This is a genomic window from Agrobacterium sp. 10T429 (assembly GCF_056393925.1).
Window position 1 is genome coordinate 99,816 of record NZ_JBFTGV010000006.1, and the last position, 12,578, is coordinate 112,393.

Consider the following 12,578-nt stretch of genomic DNA (forward strand, 5'->3'; position numbering starts at 1 on the left):
CTTATCCCGCACGGCGAACCTTGCGGGACGAGCTGGCGGTATTGGTATCCTCGAAGAGAGCAGCAAGCTGTTCGGTCATCGCGCCAGCCAGTTCGTCCGCATCCACGATCGTCACGGCGCGACGGTAATAACGCGTCACATCATGGCCGATACCGATCGCCAGAAGCTCCACCGGCGAACGTGTCTCGATCTGTTCGATAACGGCGCGCAGGTGCCGCTCCAGATAATTGCCCGCATTGACCGACAGCGTCGAATCGTCCACCGGCGCACCGTCCGAAATCATCATCATGATCTTGCGCTGCTCGGGGCGGCCGATCAGGCGGTTATGCGCCCACATCAGCGCTTCGCCGTCAATGTTTTCCTTCAGCAGGCCTTCACGCATCATCAGGCCAAGATTGCGCCGTGCACGCCGCCAGGGTGCATCCGCCGACTTGTAGATGATATGGCGCAAATCATTAAGCCGACCCGGCGAGCCGGGTTTGCCGCTGGCCAGCCATTGCTCGCGCGACTGACCGCCCTTCCACGCCTTGGTGGTGAAGCCGAGAATCTCCACCTTCACACCCGACCGTTCCAGCGTACGCGCAAGAATATCGGCGCAGGTGGCCGCAACCGTGATCGGGCGGCCACGCATCGAACCCGAATTGTCGATGACGAGCGAAACCACCGTGTCGCGGAACTTGGTGTCGCGCTCCTTCTTGAAGGAGAGCGGCTGCATGGGATCGATGATAAGCCGTACGAGGCGAGCCGGATCGAGATAGCCCTCTTCCAGATCGAAATCCCACGAACGGTTCTGCTGCGCCATCAGGCGGCGTTGCAGCCGGTTCGCCAGACGTCCGACGGCGCCCTGAAGATGGGCGAGCTGTTTGTCGAGAAACGCGCGCAAGCGGTCAAGCTCCGCCTCGTCGCACAGTTCCTCGGCGTGGATTTCCTCGTCGAATTCCTGCGTGAAGATGCGGTAGTCGACCTTCTCGTTGAAATCGTCGAAGGGGCTGTTGGGGCGGCGGGTCTCGCCGGGCGTCTCGGAATCCTCATCGAGATCGTCGGACATTTCCTCGTCCGACATCTCGGCGCCGTCCATCTCGCCTTCTTCCATCTCCTCCTGCGAGGCCTCGCTTTCATCAGCGGGCGTCGCATCGGAACCGGCTTCTTCCTCGACCTGTTCTTCTTCGGTCTCGTTAGTGCGCGGCTGCTCCTCGTCGGATTCTGCCTCCTGGCTTTCCGGCTCGTTATCGTCGTCGCCGAATTCCTCCGCCATCTGCATGGAGGTCAGCATCTTGCGCACCAGCCGCGAAAAAGCCTTCTGGTCGCCAATCACCTTGGAAAGGTCGCTCAGGTCGCCGGCGGCCTTGTCCTCGATGAAGTCGCGCCACAGGTCGAGAACCTTGCCGGCACTGGCCGGTGGCTTTTCGCCGGTCAGCTTCTCGCGCACCAAAAGGGCGACGGCTTCGGCAAGCGGTGCATCGTCCTTCGTGTTGATGCCCGAAAAATTCGCCTTGGCATATTTTTCCGTGTTCATCGCCTGAATGTTGGAGGCCATGCCCGGCATGCGCAGTGCACCGATGGATTCCACCCGCGCCTGCTCAACAGCGTCAAAGATCAACCGCGCCTCGGCACCCTGCGGCGACATCACCGCATGGGTGTCAGCGTCATGGCAGGCAAGGCGAAGCGCCATGGAATCGCCAAGGCCACGGGTGACGGCAATTTCCTGCGCGGTGGGTTTCTTGGAAATTTCCGGCAGGCGCATGCGCTCTCCGGCAAGGCCAGGCCGCTCATTGGCGAAAACGACCTCAACCTCTGCATCGCCGGCAACCGATCGCACACATCCGGCAATCGCCTGACGCAACGGTTCGGTATCGACCGCCGTACCCGGTTTTGCTCTGGAATTGTCGCCGCGCGCTGCCATTGTCTTTCCTGTCAGTTGTCGACGCTTCGGAGCCGCCCATCCAAGGATGCGCGGCCCGCCGGCGTCTTCAAGTCATCGGTGATGTTCTCCGGACAAGCCGGGGAAGATCAGGCGCTGAGAACGATGTTCGCAGCACTTTCCTTCAGCTCGACGCCGAAAGCCCGCTGATATTGTTCGGCAACCAGCGTGCGCTCCAGTTCGTCGCACTTGTTGAGGAAGGTCACGCGGAACGCAAAGGCGAGATCGCCAAAGATTTCCGCATTTTCCGCCCAGGTAATGACGGTACGCGGGCTCATGACCGTGGAAAGGTCGCCGTTGACGAAGGCCGAACGGGTAAGATCGGCCACACGCACCATCTTGGAGACGGTTTCGCGACCCTTCGGGTTGTTGAGGCTCTTTACCTTGGCGGCAATGATGTTCACTTCCTGCTCATGCGGCAGGTAGTTCAGCGTGGTGACGATGGACCAGCGGTCCATCTGCGCCTGGTTGATCTGCTGCGTGCCGTGGTAAAGGCCCGTCGTGTCGCCGAGGCCGACCGTGTTGGCGGTCGCAAAAATGCGGAAGGCGGGGTGAGGACGGATAACGCGGCTCTGGTCGAGCAGCGTCAGGCGGCCCGAGGATTCCAGCACGCGCTGGATGACGAACATCACGTCCGGGCGACCGGCATCGTATTCGTCGAAGACCAGCGCGACATTGTGCTGGTAGGCCCAGGGCAAAATGCCGTCCTTGAATTCGGTGACCTGCTTGCCGTCTTTAAGAACGATGGCGTCCTTGCCGACGAGGTCGATACGGCTGACGTGGCTGTCAAGATTGACGCGCACGCAGGGCCAGTTCAGGCGGGCAGCTACCTGCTCAATGTGGGTGGACTTGCCCGTGCCGTGAAAGCCGGAAACCATGACGCGTCGGTTGTGAGCAAAACCGGCAAGAATAGCGAGCGTCGTATCGCGGTCGAAAAGATAGTCGGGATCAAGGTCGGGCACATAGGCGTCGCCCTGCGAATAGGCGGGAACCCGCAGATCCGTATCAATGCCGAAAACCTCCCGCACGGACACCGTCGTGTCGGGCAGGTTGGAAATATCAAGGTCGATTTTGCTCATCACGTCTCCAAGGCGGGCGGCGGCCACCCGGCCACATCATCAATCAGGCGGTAAACACGAACGTTGGCTTAGCAGAAACCTGACTGCTTTAACAATTGATATGCTTGAACAACAGCCCGAAAACGTTCTTCCGAGCCGCGATCGCCACCATTAGCATCAGGATGGTGCTTTTTGACAAGCTCCTTATAGCGCCTTTTTATCTCTTCCTGCTTTGCACCCGCAGAAAGGCCGAGCGTATCGAAGGCTTTCGCCTCCAGCGTCTTCAACTTGCGGTCCTGCTGCAGGCGCTGGCCGCCGGCCTTTGCCCCGTTTGCAAAACCATTCGTGAAGCCAAAAGGATCGCGGATGCGGGCATTGGCCGCGCCCGCCGCGCCGGAACGCAGCGTGGAGTGCAGCGGGCTGTCGCGCGCAGTCTTGTTCACGCCAACCGTCCAGGTGGGACGATGGCCGGTGATCGCTTCCTTCTGGTAACGGGCGATCTCGGTGTCAGACAGGCCGGAGAAATAATTATAGCCCTTATTGTATTCCTTCACATGCTCGAAACAGAACAGGAAGAATTGCCCCTCGGCATTGCGGCCGACAGGTGCACGGTGAGCGCCCGGCTTGTCGCATCCGTCCCACTGGCAGGTCGGGGCCTGAACCTCAGGTTCCCTGTCCCTTTTTCTGCGTGTACGGATGCGGTCGAAATATTTCGAATCCAGTTTCATGATGCCCTGATTATGGGGTGCGAAAAGGCGCACAACAAGAATTGACAAAGCGGAATGTTGCAGGCTTTTAGGTAGCCCCTTTTAAAGACCAGCCAACAGGATTGGAGCCCATCGCATGTCCCTGCGAGAACGCATAGAAACAAAGCTTCGGCAGAGCTTTTCGCCGGAACGCCTGGTGGTGATCGATGAAAGCCAGATGCATGCCGGCCATCAGCCGGACATAACCGGCACCGGCGAGACGCATATGCGTGTTCAGATAGTGTCTGAAAGCTTCGCAGGCAAGTCACGCATTGAGCGCCACCGGGCGATCAATGCACTTTTGAAACCGGAACTCGACGCCGGGCTGCATGCCCTCGCCATCGAGGCGGCGGCGCCGGGGGAGCCGACGCGGTTCTAGGCAACGCGCGCCTTAAGCCTCAGCCGGGATGCTTTTCCGACAGGAAAGACTGCACCTCGGACGTCGCGACATCGTCGGCCACGAAGGACTGGCCAATGCCGTGAGTTAGGATGAAGGTGAGCTTGCCGCCCTTGACCTTCTTGTCCTGCGCAATTGCCGCCATCAGCATCTCGACCGGCGGCAGTTCACCTGGAATATCCTTCATTGACACTGGCAGACCAACCGCCTTGAGGTGCGCTTCGACGCGCGCGGCATCATCAGGGCTTGCAAGGTTGAGGCGGGCGGAAAACTGGTGCGCCAGCACCATGCCGATGGCGACACCTTCGCCGTGCACCAGCCGCTTGCTGTCATAATTCGTTGCTGCCTCCAGCGCGTGGCCGAATGTGTGGCCGAGGTTCAGAAGGGCGCGTACGCCGTTTTCCTTCTCGTCGGCCACCACCACATCGGCCTTCGCCTGGCAGCTTGTGGCAATCGCCTGGATGCGGGCGGGACCGCCGGTGCGGATTTCATCCCAGTTCTTTTCCAGCCAGAAGAAGAAGTCCGGCTTGTCGATCAAGCCGTATTTCACCACCTCGGCGTAACCGGCGCGGAATTCGCGCTCGCTCAGCGTATCGAGCACCGCCGTATCGGCCAGCACCAGATCGGGCTGATGGAAAACGCCGACAAGGTTCTTGCCTTGGCGGGTATTGATGCCCGTCTTGCCGCCGACGGAGGAATCCACCTGCGACAGAAGCGAGGTCGGTATCTGCACGAAACGCACGCCGCGACGCACGATGCCCGCCGCAAAACCGGCGAGATCGCCGATAACACCGCCGCCAAGTGCAATCACCGCATCGTTGCGCTCCACCCGTGCGGAGAGAACGGCATCGCAAACAGTGACGAGATGTTCGAAGCTCTTGGTCTTCTCGCCTGCGGGCAAGGTCAGCGAAACGGCTTCGATGCCATCCGTCTGCAGGCCGTCCATCAGGCCTTCGAGGTAAAGCGGTGCAACATGCTCGTCAGTGATGATAGCGGCACGCCTGCCCTTCAGCCGCGACGAAATCTCGCCGCCCGCCCTGCCGATCAGGCCCGGTCCGATCAGAATGTCGTAAGCGCGCTCACCGAGCGGCACATGGACAAGACGTTCGTCGGTGTGGATTTCGGAAGGCGTCATGATGCTCAGTCTTTCTGTTCAAGGCCGGCGATGGCGGCCAGCACTTCGGTCACGATGATCTCCTTGCGGACATCGCGGGATTCGATGGTCAGATCCGCTTCCGCATAGATCGGATACCGTTTCTCCATCAGGGCCGCCAGCGTGGCCTTGGGGTTTTCGGTCTTGAGAAGCGGGCGATGATCACGCTTGTTGACCCTTTCCCACAAAACCTCGATATCGGCCTTCAGCCACAGCGACACACTGCCGCGCGTGATGTGCCGGCGGGTATTGTCGTTGATGAAAGCGCCGCCGCCGGTAGAAATGACCTTGGGGCCACCGCGCAGCAGCCGCTTGACGACCCGCGTTTCCAGCGCCCGGAACTCCTCCTCGCCATAGGTGGCGAAAAGTTCGGCTATCGTCATGCGGGAAACACGCTCAATTTCGACATCCGTGTCGATGAAGGAGACCTTGAGCTGCTGGGCGACCATGCGACCGATCGCGGACTTTCCAGCCCCCATCAGTCCGACAAAGACGACGTTGCGCCCGGCGAGCTTGGCCCGCGCTTGCTCCCCGAGTGTGACCGGGACAGATAAATTCTTTTCATTCATAAAATTGAAAGCCCGTTTGGCATGGATATCTGCAAATGTTTACGAAGCGTCAAGCCAAATTGCTGACTGAATTGCGTTGAATCACATTCATCGCCGCATGCAGCAGCGGCGGACTACCGCTTTTTGATCTTGTCGCCGCTTTCGCTGCACCGCATATACATTCAGACTGCCACCCTCACGGAGCCGCCATGCCAACCCTCTTCCGCTTCACGATGATACTGGCAACCATCGCGGGGCTGATCTATGGCGGCATGGTGCTGCTGGTCATGTTCGTCAAGCCCAATGATCGCGAGGTGACGGTGCGCATTCCTTCCGAGCGGCTGAACCCGCCGTCGGCGGAGCCGGCAAGGCGCACCCCATGAGTAGCAAAGAGATGAGCGGGCGGGACGGCGCGCGGCTCGAAAGTTTTCTGGAAATGATGAGCGCCGAACGGGGTGCCGCCGCCAATACGCTCTCTTCTTACGAACGCGACCTTTCCGATCTGCGTGAATTTCTCGGTGGCCGAGGCCAGTCCTTGATGGAAGCCGCCACGGCAGACCTGTCGGCCTATCTGACCCATCTTTCCACTCAGGGCTTTGCAGCCACGTCGCAGGCAAGACGCCTGTCTTCCATGCGGCAATTCTACCGGTTCCTATATTCTGAAGGACTTCGCGGCGACGACCCGACCGGTACCATTGATGCGCCCAAGAAGGGCCTCACCCTGCCCAAGACGATGAGCGTCGCGGACGTGACAAAACTTCTTGGCATCGCTGCTGAAGAGGCCGCCTTAACCGGCCCCGGCCAGCTTGCCCGCATCCGCATGCATCTCCTGCTCGAACTTCTCTACGCGACCGGTATGCGCGTCAGCGAACTCGTTTCGCTGCCGGTCAAGGTTTTGCGCCAGGAGGGACGCTTCCTGATGATCCGCGGCAAGGGCAACAAGGACCGCATGGTGCTGCTGTCTCGCGCGGCCATCGACGCGATGGACAAATACGACGCGGCCAGGAAGTCGCTCGTACCTGAGAAAAGCAGGACGCCCGCGTCCCCCAAAAAGGCTGACAGTCCGGAAAGTCCGTGGCTGTTTCCTTCAAACAGCAAGGAAGGGCATCTGCCGCGACAGGTTTTCGCCCGCGACCTGAAGGACATTGCCATTCGAGCTGGCCTCAATCCCTCGGCGGTGTCACCGCATGTCCTGCGCCACGCCTTTGCCAGCCACCTTCTGCAGAACGGCGCCGACCTGCGCGCCGTGCAGGAACTGCTCGGCCATTCCGACATTTCCACGACACAAATCTATACACATGTGCTGGAAGAACGCCTGCAAGAGCTGGTACAAACACATCACCCCCTTGCCAAACAGGGCAAAAACCTTGATTAGAGCGACCGGAACCGCCGGATAATCCGGCTCAAACCTTGCGCAAAACGATCGGAAACGGATCTCATGCACAATTATCTCGACTTCGAAAAACCTATCTCGGACCTTGAAGGCAAGATCATCGAGCTGAAGAAGCTTGCCGATGAAGACGAGAGCATAGACACCTCGGAGGAGATCAATCGCCTGGAATCACGCGTCAATGACGCGATGCAGGACATCTATTCCAAGCTGAACGCCTGGCAGAAAACGCAGGTCGCGCGCCATCCGCAGCGCCCGCATTTCGTCGATTACGCCAAGGCGCTGTTCACGGATTTCACGCCGCTTGCAGGCGATCGCAAATTTTCCGAAGACGCTGCCATTCAGGCAGGCCTTGCCCGCTTTAATGGCCAGCCCGTCGCCATTATCGGCCAGGAAAAGGGCAATGACACCAAAAGCCGCCTGAAGCACAATTTCGGCAGCCCGCGTCCGGAAGGTTACCGCAAGGCGATCCGCGTGCTGGAACTGGCTGACCGCTTCTCGCTGCCGGTCGTGACCCTCATCGATACCGCTGGTGCCTATCCCGGTGTCGGCGCAGAAGAGCGCGGTCAGGCAGAAGCCATCGCCCGCTCGACGGAAATGTGCCTCAACGTCAAGGTGCCGATCGTCTCCGTCGTCATCGGCGAAGGCGGATCGGGCGGCGCAATCGCGATCGCCACGGGCAACCGCGTCTACATGCTCGAACATGCGATCTATTCGGTGATTTCGCCGGAAGGTGCCGCTTCCATTCTCTGGCGCGATTCGACCCGTGCCAAGGAGGCCGCGACCAACATGAAAATCACCTCGGAAGATCTGAAGTCGCTTGGCGTCATCGACGGCATCATTCCCGAGCCGATGGGCGGCGCGCATCGTGATCCGGCGGCCGTGATTGGTGCCACCGGCGACGTTATCGCCAAGGCGCTCGCCGATCTTTCGCAGCGCTCGGGCACGCAGCTGCGCGCCGAACGCCGCCAGAAATTCCTGGATATCGGCAGAAACCTTTAGAGCGTTTCCAGTAAAAGTGCGCAGCGGTTTACGTCCGGAAATGCGCAAAAAGAGGGAGTTAGATTTTTTGGTGGATCGAAAAGAAGCCAAAACAATCTAGCTCCAGCCTTATTTTCCTTGAATCTCGCCCCAACTCGGCCATAGTCCGGTCACATCAACAGATGTATCGGCGGCCGCAGGGGCGGGTCCGATTTGAGTTAAGAAGATGTAAACGGTTAATACCGTATTTAAAATACACGCGGGACGGTGTAGAACTCCGTCGCCCGTGCCATCGTCTTTCGGATCAGATCATGCGTTTGACACATTTTGCACTTCTTGCCTGCACCGCGCTCATTCTCAGCGGCTGCAACGATACGCTCGAAACCGTCGAACGCGACGTCTCCCACGTTAAAAACAAGGTTGATTACCCGCTTTCTCCGTCCATTCTTGCCGAGATCGACAAGAAGAACATGGATCGCACCTCGCCAATCATGATCCGCATCTTCAAGGAAGAAGGCGCGTTGGAAATCTGGAAGGCCAAGCGCGACAACCGCTTCGACAAGATTGCCGAATACCAGATTTGCGCCTGGTCCGGCAAACTCGGCCCCAAGGTGAAAGAGGGCGACCGGCAGGCGCCGGAAGGTTTCTACAACCTGACGCCCGCGCACCTCAATCCCAACTCTAAATATTACCTCGCCATCAACACCGGCTTTCCGAACCGCTACGATGCCGCCAACGGCCGCAACGGCACCAACCTGATGATCCATGGCGCCTGCTCGTCCTCCGGCTGCTATTCGATGACGGACGCGCAGATCCTTGAAATCTACGGTTTCGCCCGCGACGCCTTCAAGGGTGGCCAGAAGACCGTTCAGCTGCAGGCCTTTCCCTTCCGCATGACCGCGGAAAACATGGCCCGCCACCGCCAGAGCGAACATCTCGATTTCTGGAAGATGCTGAAGGTCGGTTACGACAATTTCGAAGTCACGAAACGCCCGCCGGAAGTGAATGTCTGCGAGAAGAAATATGTCTTCAACCAGCAGACCGAAGGCGGCACGTTCAACGCATCTGCGCAATGCCCGGCCATGAGCACGCCGCCGGCACTGGTGAGCGCGCTTTCGAGCTACGAAAAGACCTATGATCTCGCCTATGAAAAGGCGATGAAGAAATATGACGGCATGGCCTGGTACGACCCGAGCGAGGCGGAGCGCAAGGCGCTGGTTGCCGAAAAGCGCAAGGGCCGCGAACCCGCTTATGCTCCGACCGGCTCGGCGCTGAAGGCCGGCAAGCTGATGAAGGAAACGGAATATGCCGCGCTGATGGAGAAGAGGGCGCAGCAGGTGACCTCGTCTTCGCCGGCGACCACCGCAACCGCGTCTTCTCTGCGGACCCCGCATCCTTCGGCAACCCAGCCCGCAGCTCCGCAATCGAACCCTGCCCCGGCGGCCCCGACAATGGTTGCCGCTGCTACGCCTGCGGCTTCGGGGCCTGGTCAGAACGGAACTGCCGCCCAGGTCCCTGTGCCGGCCATGAACCCGCTCGCTTTTTCCGCAGCACCGCCAGCGGAAGCGCCGGAAAAGAAGCCGTTCTGGAAGTTCTGGGCCAAGGAATGACCGACACGGCTGACATAGTTTTCGACTTGAGGGGGCTTAAATGCCCCCTTCCGGTTTTAAGAAGCCGTAAAAAACTCTCTGGCCTGCAGGCGGGCGATGTTCTTGTTGTAGAGACGACGGACCCGCTGGCGGTTATCGATATTGCCCATATGTGCAACCAGGATGGGCATAGCCTGGTTGAAACTACGACGTTGACCAAAGGACACCGATTCAGGATCGTGAAGGGAGCGTAATTACCCTCGCTGCCGAGAATACTCCACTCGATCTCCCCCTTGAGGGTGAGATACTCGACAAGGTAAAGGGGTGCCCCGCCCGCGGGTTTCAACCACCGTTTTGCGACCTAAAACCTCAACCCCGAAACCGCCAGCGGATTGTCCGTCATCGCCTGCCTGTCCGGACGGTCGATGCCCGGCGTGCCGGTGAACGCAGCAAACAGGTCCTGCACGAACGCCTCCGGCAAATCCTTGGTAATCAGCACCATGCGCGTGCGCTGGTCAGATGGGTCCGGCCATGCCGCGAGGCGCTCGGGTGTGTGGAAAATGTTCTGTACCCCGTGCAGCACAAGGGGTCGGTCCGGATTGTCCGACAGCTTGACGACGGCCTTCATCCGCAACAACTTTTCCCCATGCGCCGAACGCAGCAAGTCCAGGAACATGTCGATTGCCATCGGGGCTATCGGCTGGTCGTGAATGATCGAGAAGGAACGGATCGACGCGTCGTGCCGGTTCACATCGTGGTGGTGATGGTGGCCATCGTGGTCGCCATGATGGTGGTGGTCATGATCGTGGTCGTGGTCGTGGTGATCGTGTTCCGCCTCTTCCCCCAGCCAGCGGCCGACATCGGCATTTTTGCTGCCGGGATCGTAAAGACCGTTATCCAGCAGTGCGGTAGCACTCCAATCCGCCCGATCACCATCCTCGATCGTCGCGCGCGGGTTTAGCGCCTGAAGGCGGGCCGTCAGCGTGGAAATTGTGGAAGCATCAGCAAGCGCGCGCTTCGTCATCACCAGCCGGTCGGCCACCGCCGCCTGCTTCACCGCTTCCTCGTGATTATCGAGTGTGGACAGGCCGTTCACGGCATCCACAACCGTAATGATGCCGTTCAGAACGAAATTCTGCGCAATCACTGGGTTGCCCATGACAGACTGCATGACGGGAGCGGGATCAGCAAGACCGGTGGTTTCGATCACGACCCGCTTCACCGGCTTCAGCTTGCCGGTCTGGATGCCGTCCATCAGTTCCGCCAGAGTATCCACCAGCTCGCCGCGAACGGTGCAGCAAAGGCAGCCTTCCGCCAGTTCGATGATGCCCTCGCCTGCACTTTCAACCAGCATATGGTCGATGCTGACATCGCCGAATTCATTGATGATGATCGCGGCGTCGCTCATATCGGGGTCTTTGAGAAGCCGGTTGAGCAGCGTCGATTTTCCGGCGCCGAGAAATCCGGTGATGATGGAAACCGGTATGCGATCGCGAGACATGTCTTGCCTGTATGTTGATGGCCGCTCCGGCAGATCGTTGGACGAGATTAGATCCGGAACCGCGCAATAATCACAAAAAATCGCCCGGGGCCTGAAGGCCACGAGCGACACTGTAATATCATAACAAACCGAAGCTGCGAATACAGATTCCGCGCAGCGTTCAGGCTTCGCGCGCGCCCTCATCCAAAGAGTGCGGTTAGGCGAAATCAGAATGTCGGACGCGGGATCGGAATCGGCACGTTGGCCACTTGTCCCTTGGCGCTCGCACCCTTGGCGGTGTTGACCGCCACCGTCTCACTGCCGGGAATGAGACCCGCGAAAGAATATTCCGGCGGACGGGTCATTTCCGTAACGTAGGGCGAATGGATGACCATGCGGCCGGTCTCGTCGCGGCTTTCGCTGCGCACCTTGGCTGCCTTCGGATTGCAGATTTCGGCACTGACGTCGTTTACCTCGGCGGTATCGCCATAGGGTGCCAGCGAGGCGAGTGAAACGCCTTGGCCCGAGGGCGCCGTCAGTCCCATCTGCAGCAGATCAGCGGACTGGTCGGTTCGCCCGGCAAGGCTATCTGCCCCCAGCACCACAGTTATGACCGAACGGCCGTTGCGCACGGCGGAGGACACCTGGTTGAAACCGGATGCACAGATAAAGCCGGTCTTCATGCCATCTGCGCCATCAAAGCGGCCAACAAGCATATTGAAGTTGGCGTAGTCCTTCTTGCCGGTGGTGACACCTTCCAGCGAGAAATAATGGGCATATTCCGGGAATTCCCGCTTGATGATCAACGCCAGAAGCGCAAGGTCACGCGCCGTCGTATATTGGCCCTTGCCGGGCAGGCCGTTGGCGTTGATGTAACGGGTGGAGCTCATGCCCAGCCGCTGCGCCTGCGCATTCATCTGCGCCACGAAATTATCGCTGGTGCCGCCGATGGTTTCGGCAATCGCCACGGCGATATCATTGGCGGATTTGATGAGCAGCAGCTTCAGTGCGCTGTCCATCGTCAGCTTCTGGCCGGGCTTGAAATACATTTTCGAGGCCGGCTGGTCGGCGGCCTTCTTGCTCATCACCACTTCCGTCTGCGGGCTGAGCTTGCCGGCCTTCATTTGCGAAAAGGCGATATAGGCGGTCATCAGCTTGGTCAGCGAGGCCGGATACCACTTGCGGAACGCTTCCTGGTGGGAAATCACCTTGCCGGTTTTGACATCGACCACCATTTTCGGATTGGCATTCGCCACGGGTGCAGCGGCAACAAGGCCGGCGGTCATGATGGCAATGGCTGCGGAGAGCCGTCGGG

At 59.5% G+C, this 12,578-nt stretch carries 13 protein-coding genes; 6 read left to right on the top strand and 7 right to left on the bottom strand.

Annotation, left to right across the window (positions count from 1 at the left end; translation table 11 throughout):
• Position 1: 1 nt before the first annotated feature.
• The 3 genes from cobT to AC1DCP_RS15260 form a co-directional block, all read right to left on the bottom strand.
• Positions 2 to 1,903: a cobaltochelatase subunit CobT gene (cobT, locus tag AC1DCP_RS15250; RefSeq protein ID WP_013761798.1), complete on the bottom strand. Its 1,902-nt coding sequence runs from the start codon at positions 1,901 to 1,903 to the stop codon at positions 2 to 4.
• Between the two features lie 107 nt (positions 1,904 to 2,010).
• Positions 2,011 to 3,000, bottom strand: coding sequence for a cobaltochelatase subunit CobS (gene cobS, locus AC1DCP_RS15255; protein ID WP_003511352.1), 990 nt, complete (start codon positions 2,998 to 3,000; stop codon positions 2,011 to 2,013).
• A 68-nt stretch (positions 3,001 to 3,068) separates the two neighbouring features.
• A complete protein-coding gene (locus AC1DCP_RS15260; protein WP_013761799.1) occupies positions 3,069 to 3,707 on the bottom strand; it encodes a J domain-containing protein in 639 nt (212 codons plus the stop codon).
• Between the two features lie 115 nt (positions 3,708 to 3,822).
• Here AC1DCP_RS15260 and AC1DCP_RS15265 point away from each other — a divergent pair, with 115 nt between their 5' ends.
• Entirely contained in the window at positions 3,823 to 4,104 is a 282-nt protein-coding gene (locus AC1DCP_RS15265; RefSeq protein WP_019564879.1) for a BolA family protein, read from the top strand.
• Between the two features lie 19 nt (positions 4,105 to 4,123).
• On the opposite strand, the gene aroB is transcribed toward AC1DCP_RS15265, so the two are convergent.
• Entirely contained in the window at positions 4,124 to 5,257 is a 1,134-nt protein-coding gene (aroB, locus tag AC1DCP_RS15270) for a 3-dehydroquinate synthase (RefSeq protein WP_003511355.1), read from the bottom strand.
• Positions 5,258 to 5,262: 5 nt separating this feature from the next.
• Positions 5,263 to 5,844, bottom strand: a complete 582-nt coding sequence (locus AC1DCP_RS15275) for a shikimate kinase (protein ID WP_003511357.1) — start codon at positions 5,842 to 5,844, stop codon at positions 5,263 to 5,265.
• Between the two features lie 188 nt (positions 5,845 to 6,032).
• Here AC1DCP_RS15275 and AC1DCP_RS15280 point away from each other — a divergent pair, with 188 nt between their 5' ends.
• The 5 genes from AC1DCP_RS15280 (at position 6,033) to AC1DCP_RS15300 (ending at position 10,037) form a co-directional block, all read left to right on the top strand.
• Positions 6,033 to 6,206, top strand: a complete 174-nt coding sequence (locus tag AC1DCP_RS15280) for a hypothetical protein (RefSeq protein WP_003511358.1) — start codon at positions 6,033 to 6,035, stop codon at positions 6,204 to 6,206.
• Positions 6,207 to 6,217: 11 nt separating this feature from the next.
• Entirely contained in the window at positions 6,218 to 7,198 is a 981-nt protein-coding gene (locus AC1DCP_RS15285; protein ID WP_410171195.1) for a site-specific tyrosine recombinase XerD, read from the top strand.
• Between the two features lie 63 nt (positions 7,199 to 7,261).
• Positions 7,262 to 8,215 carry an acetyl-CoA carboxylase carboxyltransferase subunit alpha gene (locus AC1DCP_RS15290; RefSeq protein WP_003511360.1) on the top strand — a complete coding sequence of 318 codons (954 nt, stop codon included), beginning with the start codon at positions 7,262 to 7,264 and terminating at the stop codon, positions 8,213 to 8,215.
• A 290-nt stretch (positions 8,216 to 8,505) separates the two neighbouring features.
• Complete coding sequence (locus AC1DCP_RS15295) at positions 8,506 to 9,804, top strand: L,D-transpeptidase family protein (protein WP_476774409.1); 1,299 nt, start codon at positions 8,506 to 8,508, stop codon at positions 9,802 to 9,804.
• Positions 9,801 to 10,037 carry a sulfurtransferase TusA family protein gene (locus AC1DCP_RS15300; RefSeq protein WP_025595404.1) on the top strand — a complete coding sequence of 79 codons (237 nt, stop codon included), beginning with the start codon at positions 9,801 to 9,803 and terminating at the stop codon, positions 10,035 to 10,037. The genes AC1DCP_RS15295 and AC1DCP_RS15300 overlap by 4 nt, the downstream gene beginning before the upstream one ends.
• A gap of 107 nt (positions 10,038 to 10,144) precedes the next feature.
• Here the strand turns inward: AC1DCP_RS15300 and AC1DCP_RS15305 are convergent, their stop codons facing one another.
• Positions 10,145 to 11,284 (bottom strand): CobW family GTP-binding protein, encoded by a 1,140-nt coding sequence (locus AC1DCP_RS15305; protein ID WP_476774410.1) that lies wholly within the window; start codon positions 11,282 to 11,284, stop codon positions 10,145 to 10,147.
• A gap of 206 nt (positions 11,285 to 11,490) precedes the next feature.
• Complete coding sequence (locus AC1DCP_RS15310; protein WP_046205618.1) at positions 11,491 to 12,549, bottom strand: D-alanyl-D-alanine carboxypeptidase family protein; 1,059 nt, start codon at positions 12,547 to 12,549, stop codon at positions 11,491 to 11,493.
• Between the last annotated feature and the right edge of the window lie 29 nt (positions 12,550 to 12,578).

Bases quoted from the DNA above. Each gene is read 5' to 3' on its own strand.
- AC1DCP_RS15295 (WP_476774409.1), top strand. From the start codon at position 8,506: ATGCGTTTGACACATTTTGCACTTCTTGCCTGCACCGCGCTCATTCTC.
- AC1DCP_RS15280 (WP_003511358.1), top strand. From the start codon at position 6,033: ATGCCAACCCTCTTCCGCTTCACGATGATACTGGCAACCATCGCGGGG.
- AC1DCP_RS15265 (WP_019564879.1), top strand. From the start codon at position 3,823: ATGTCCCTGCGAGAACGCATAGAAACAAAGCTTCGGCAGAGCTTTTCG.
- cobS (WP_003511352.1), bottom strand. From the start codon at position 3,000: ATGAGCAAAATCGACCTTGATATTTCCAACCTGCCCGACACGACGGTG.
- aroB (WP_003511355.1), bottom strand. From the start codon at position 5,257: ATGACGCCTTCCGAAATCCACACCGACGAACGTCTTGTCCATGTGCCG.
- AC1DCP_RS15310 (WP_046205618.1), bottom strand. From the start codon at position 12,549: ATGACCGCCGGCCTTGTTGCCGCTGCACCCGTGGCGAATGCCAATCCG.
- AC1DCP_RS15260 (WP_013761799.1), bottom strand. From the start codon at position 3,707: ATGAAACTGGATTCGAAATATTTCGACCGCATCCGTACACGCAGAAAA.
- cobT (WP_013761798.1), bottom strand. From the start codon at position 1,903: ATGGCAGCGCGCGGCGACAATTCCAGAGCAAAACCGGGTACGGCGGTC.
- AC1DCP_RS15290 (WP_003511360.1), top strand. From the start codon at position 7,262: ATGCACAATTATCTCGACTTCGAAAAACCTATCTCGGACCTTGAAGGC.
- AC1DCP_RS15285 (WP_410171195.1), top strand. From the start codon at position 6,218: ATGAGCGGGCGGGACGGCGCGCGGCTCGAAAGTTTTCTGGAAATGATG.
- AC1DCP_RS15275 (WP_003511357.1), bottom strand. From the start codon at position 5,844: ATGAATGAAAAGAATTTATCTGTCCCGGTCACACTCGGGGAGCAAGCG.
- AC1DCP_RS15305 (WP_476774410.1), bottom strand. From the start codon at position 11,284: ATGTCTCGCGATCGCATACCGGTTTCCATCATCACCGGATTTCTCGGC.
- AC1DCP_RS15300 (WP_025595404.1), top strand. From the start codon at position 9,801: ATGACCGACACGGCTGACATAGTTTTCGACTTGAGGGGGCTTAAATGC.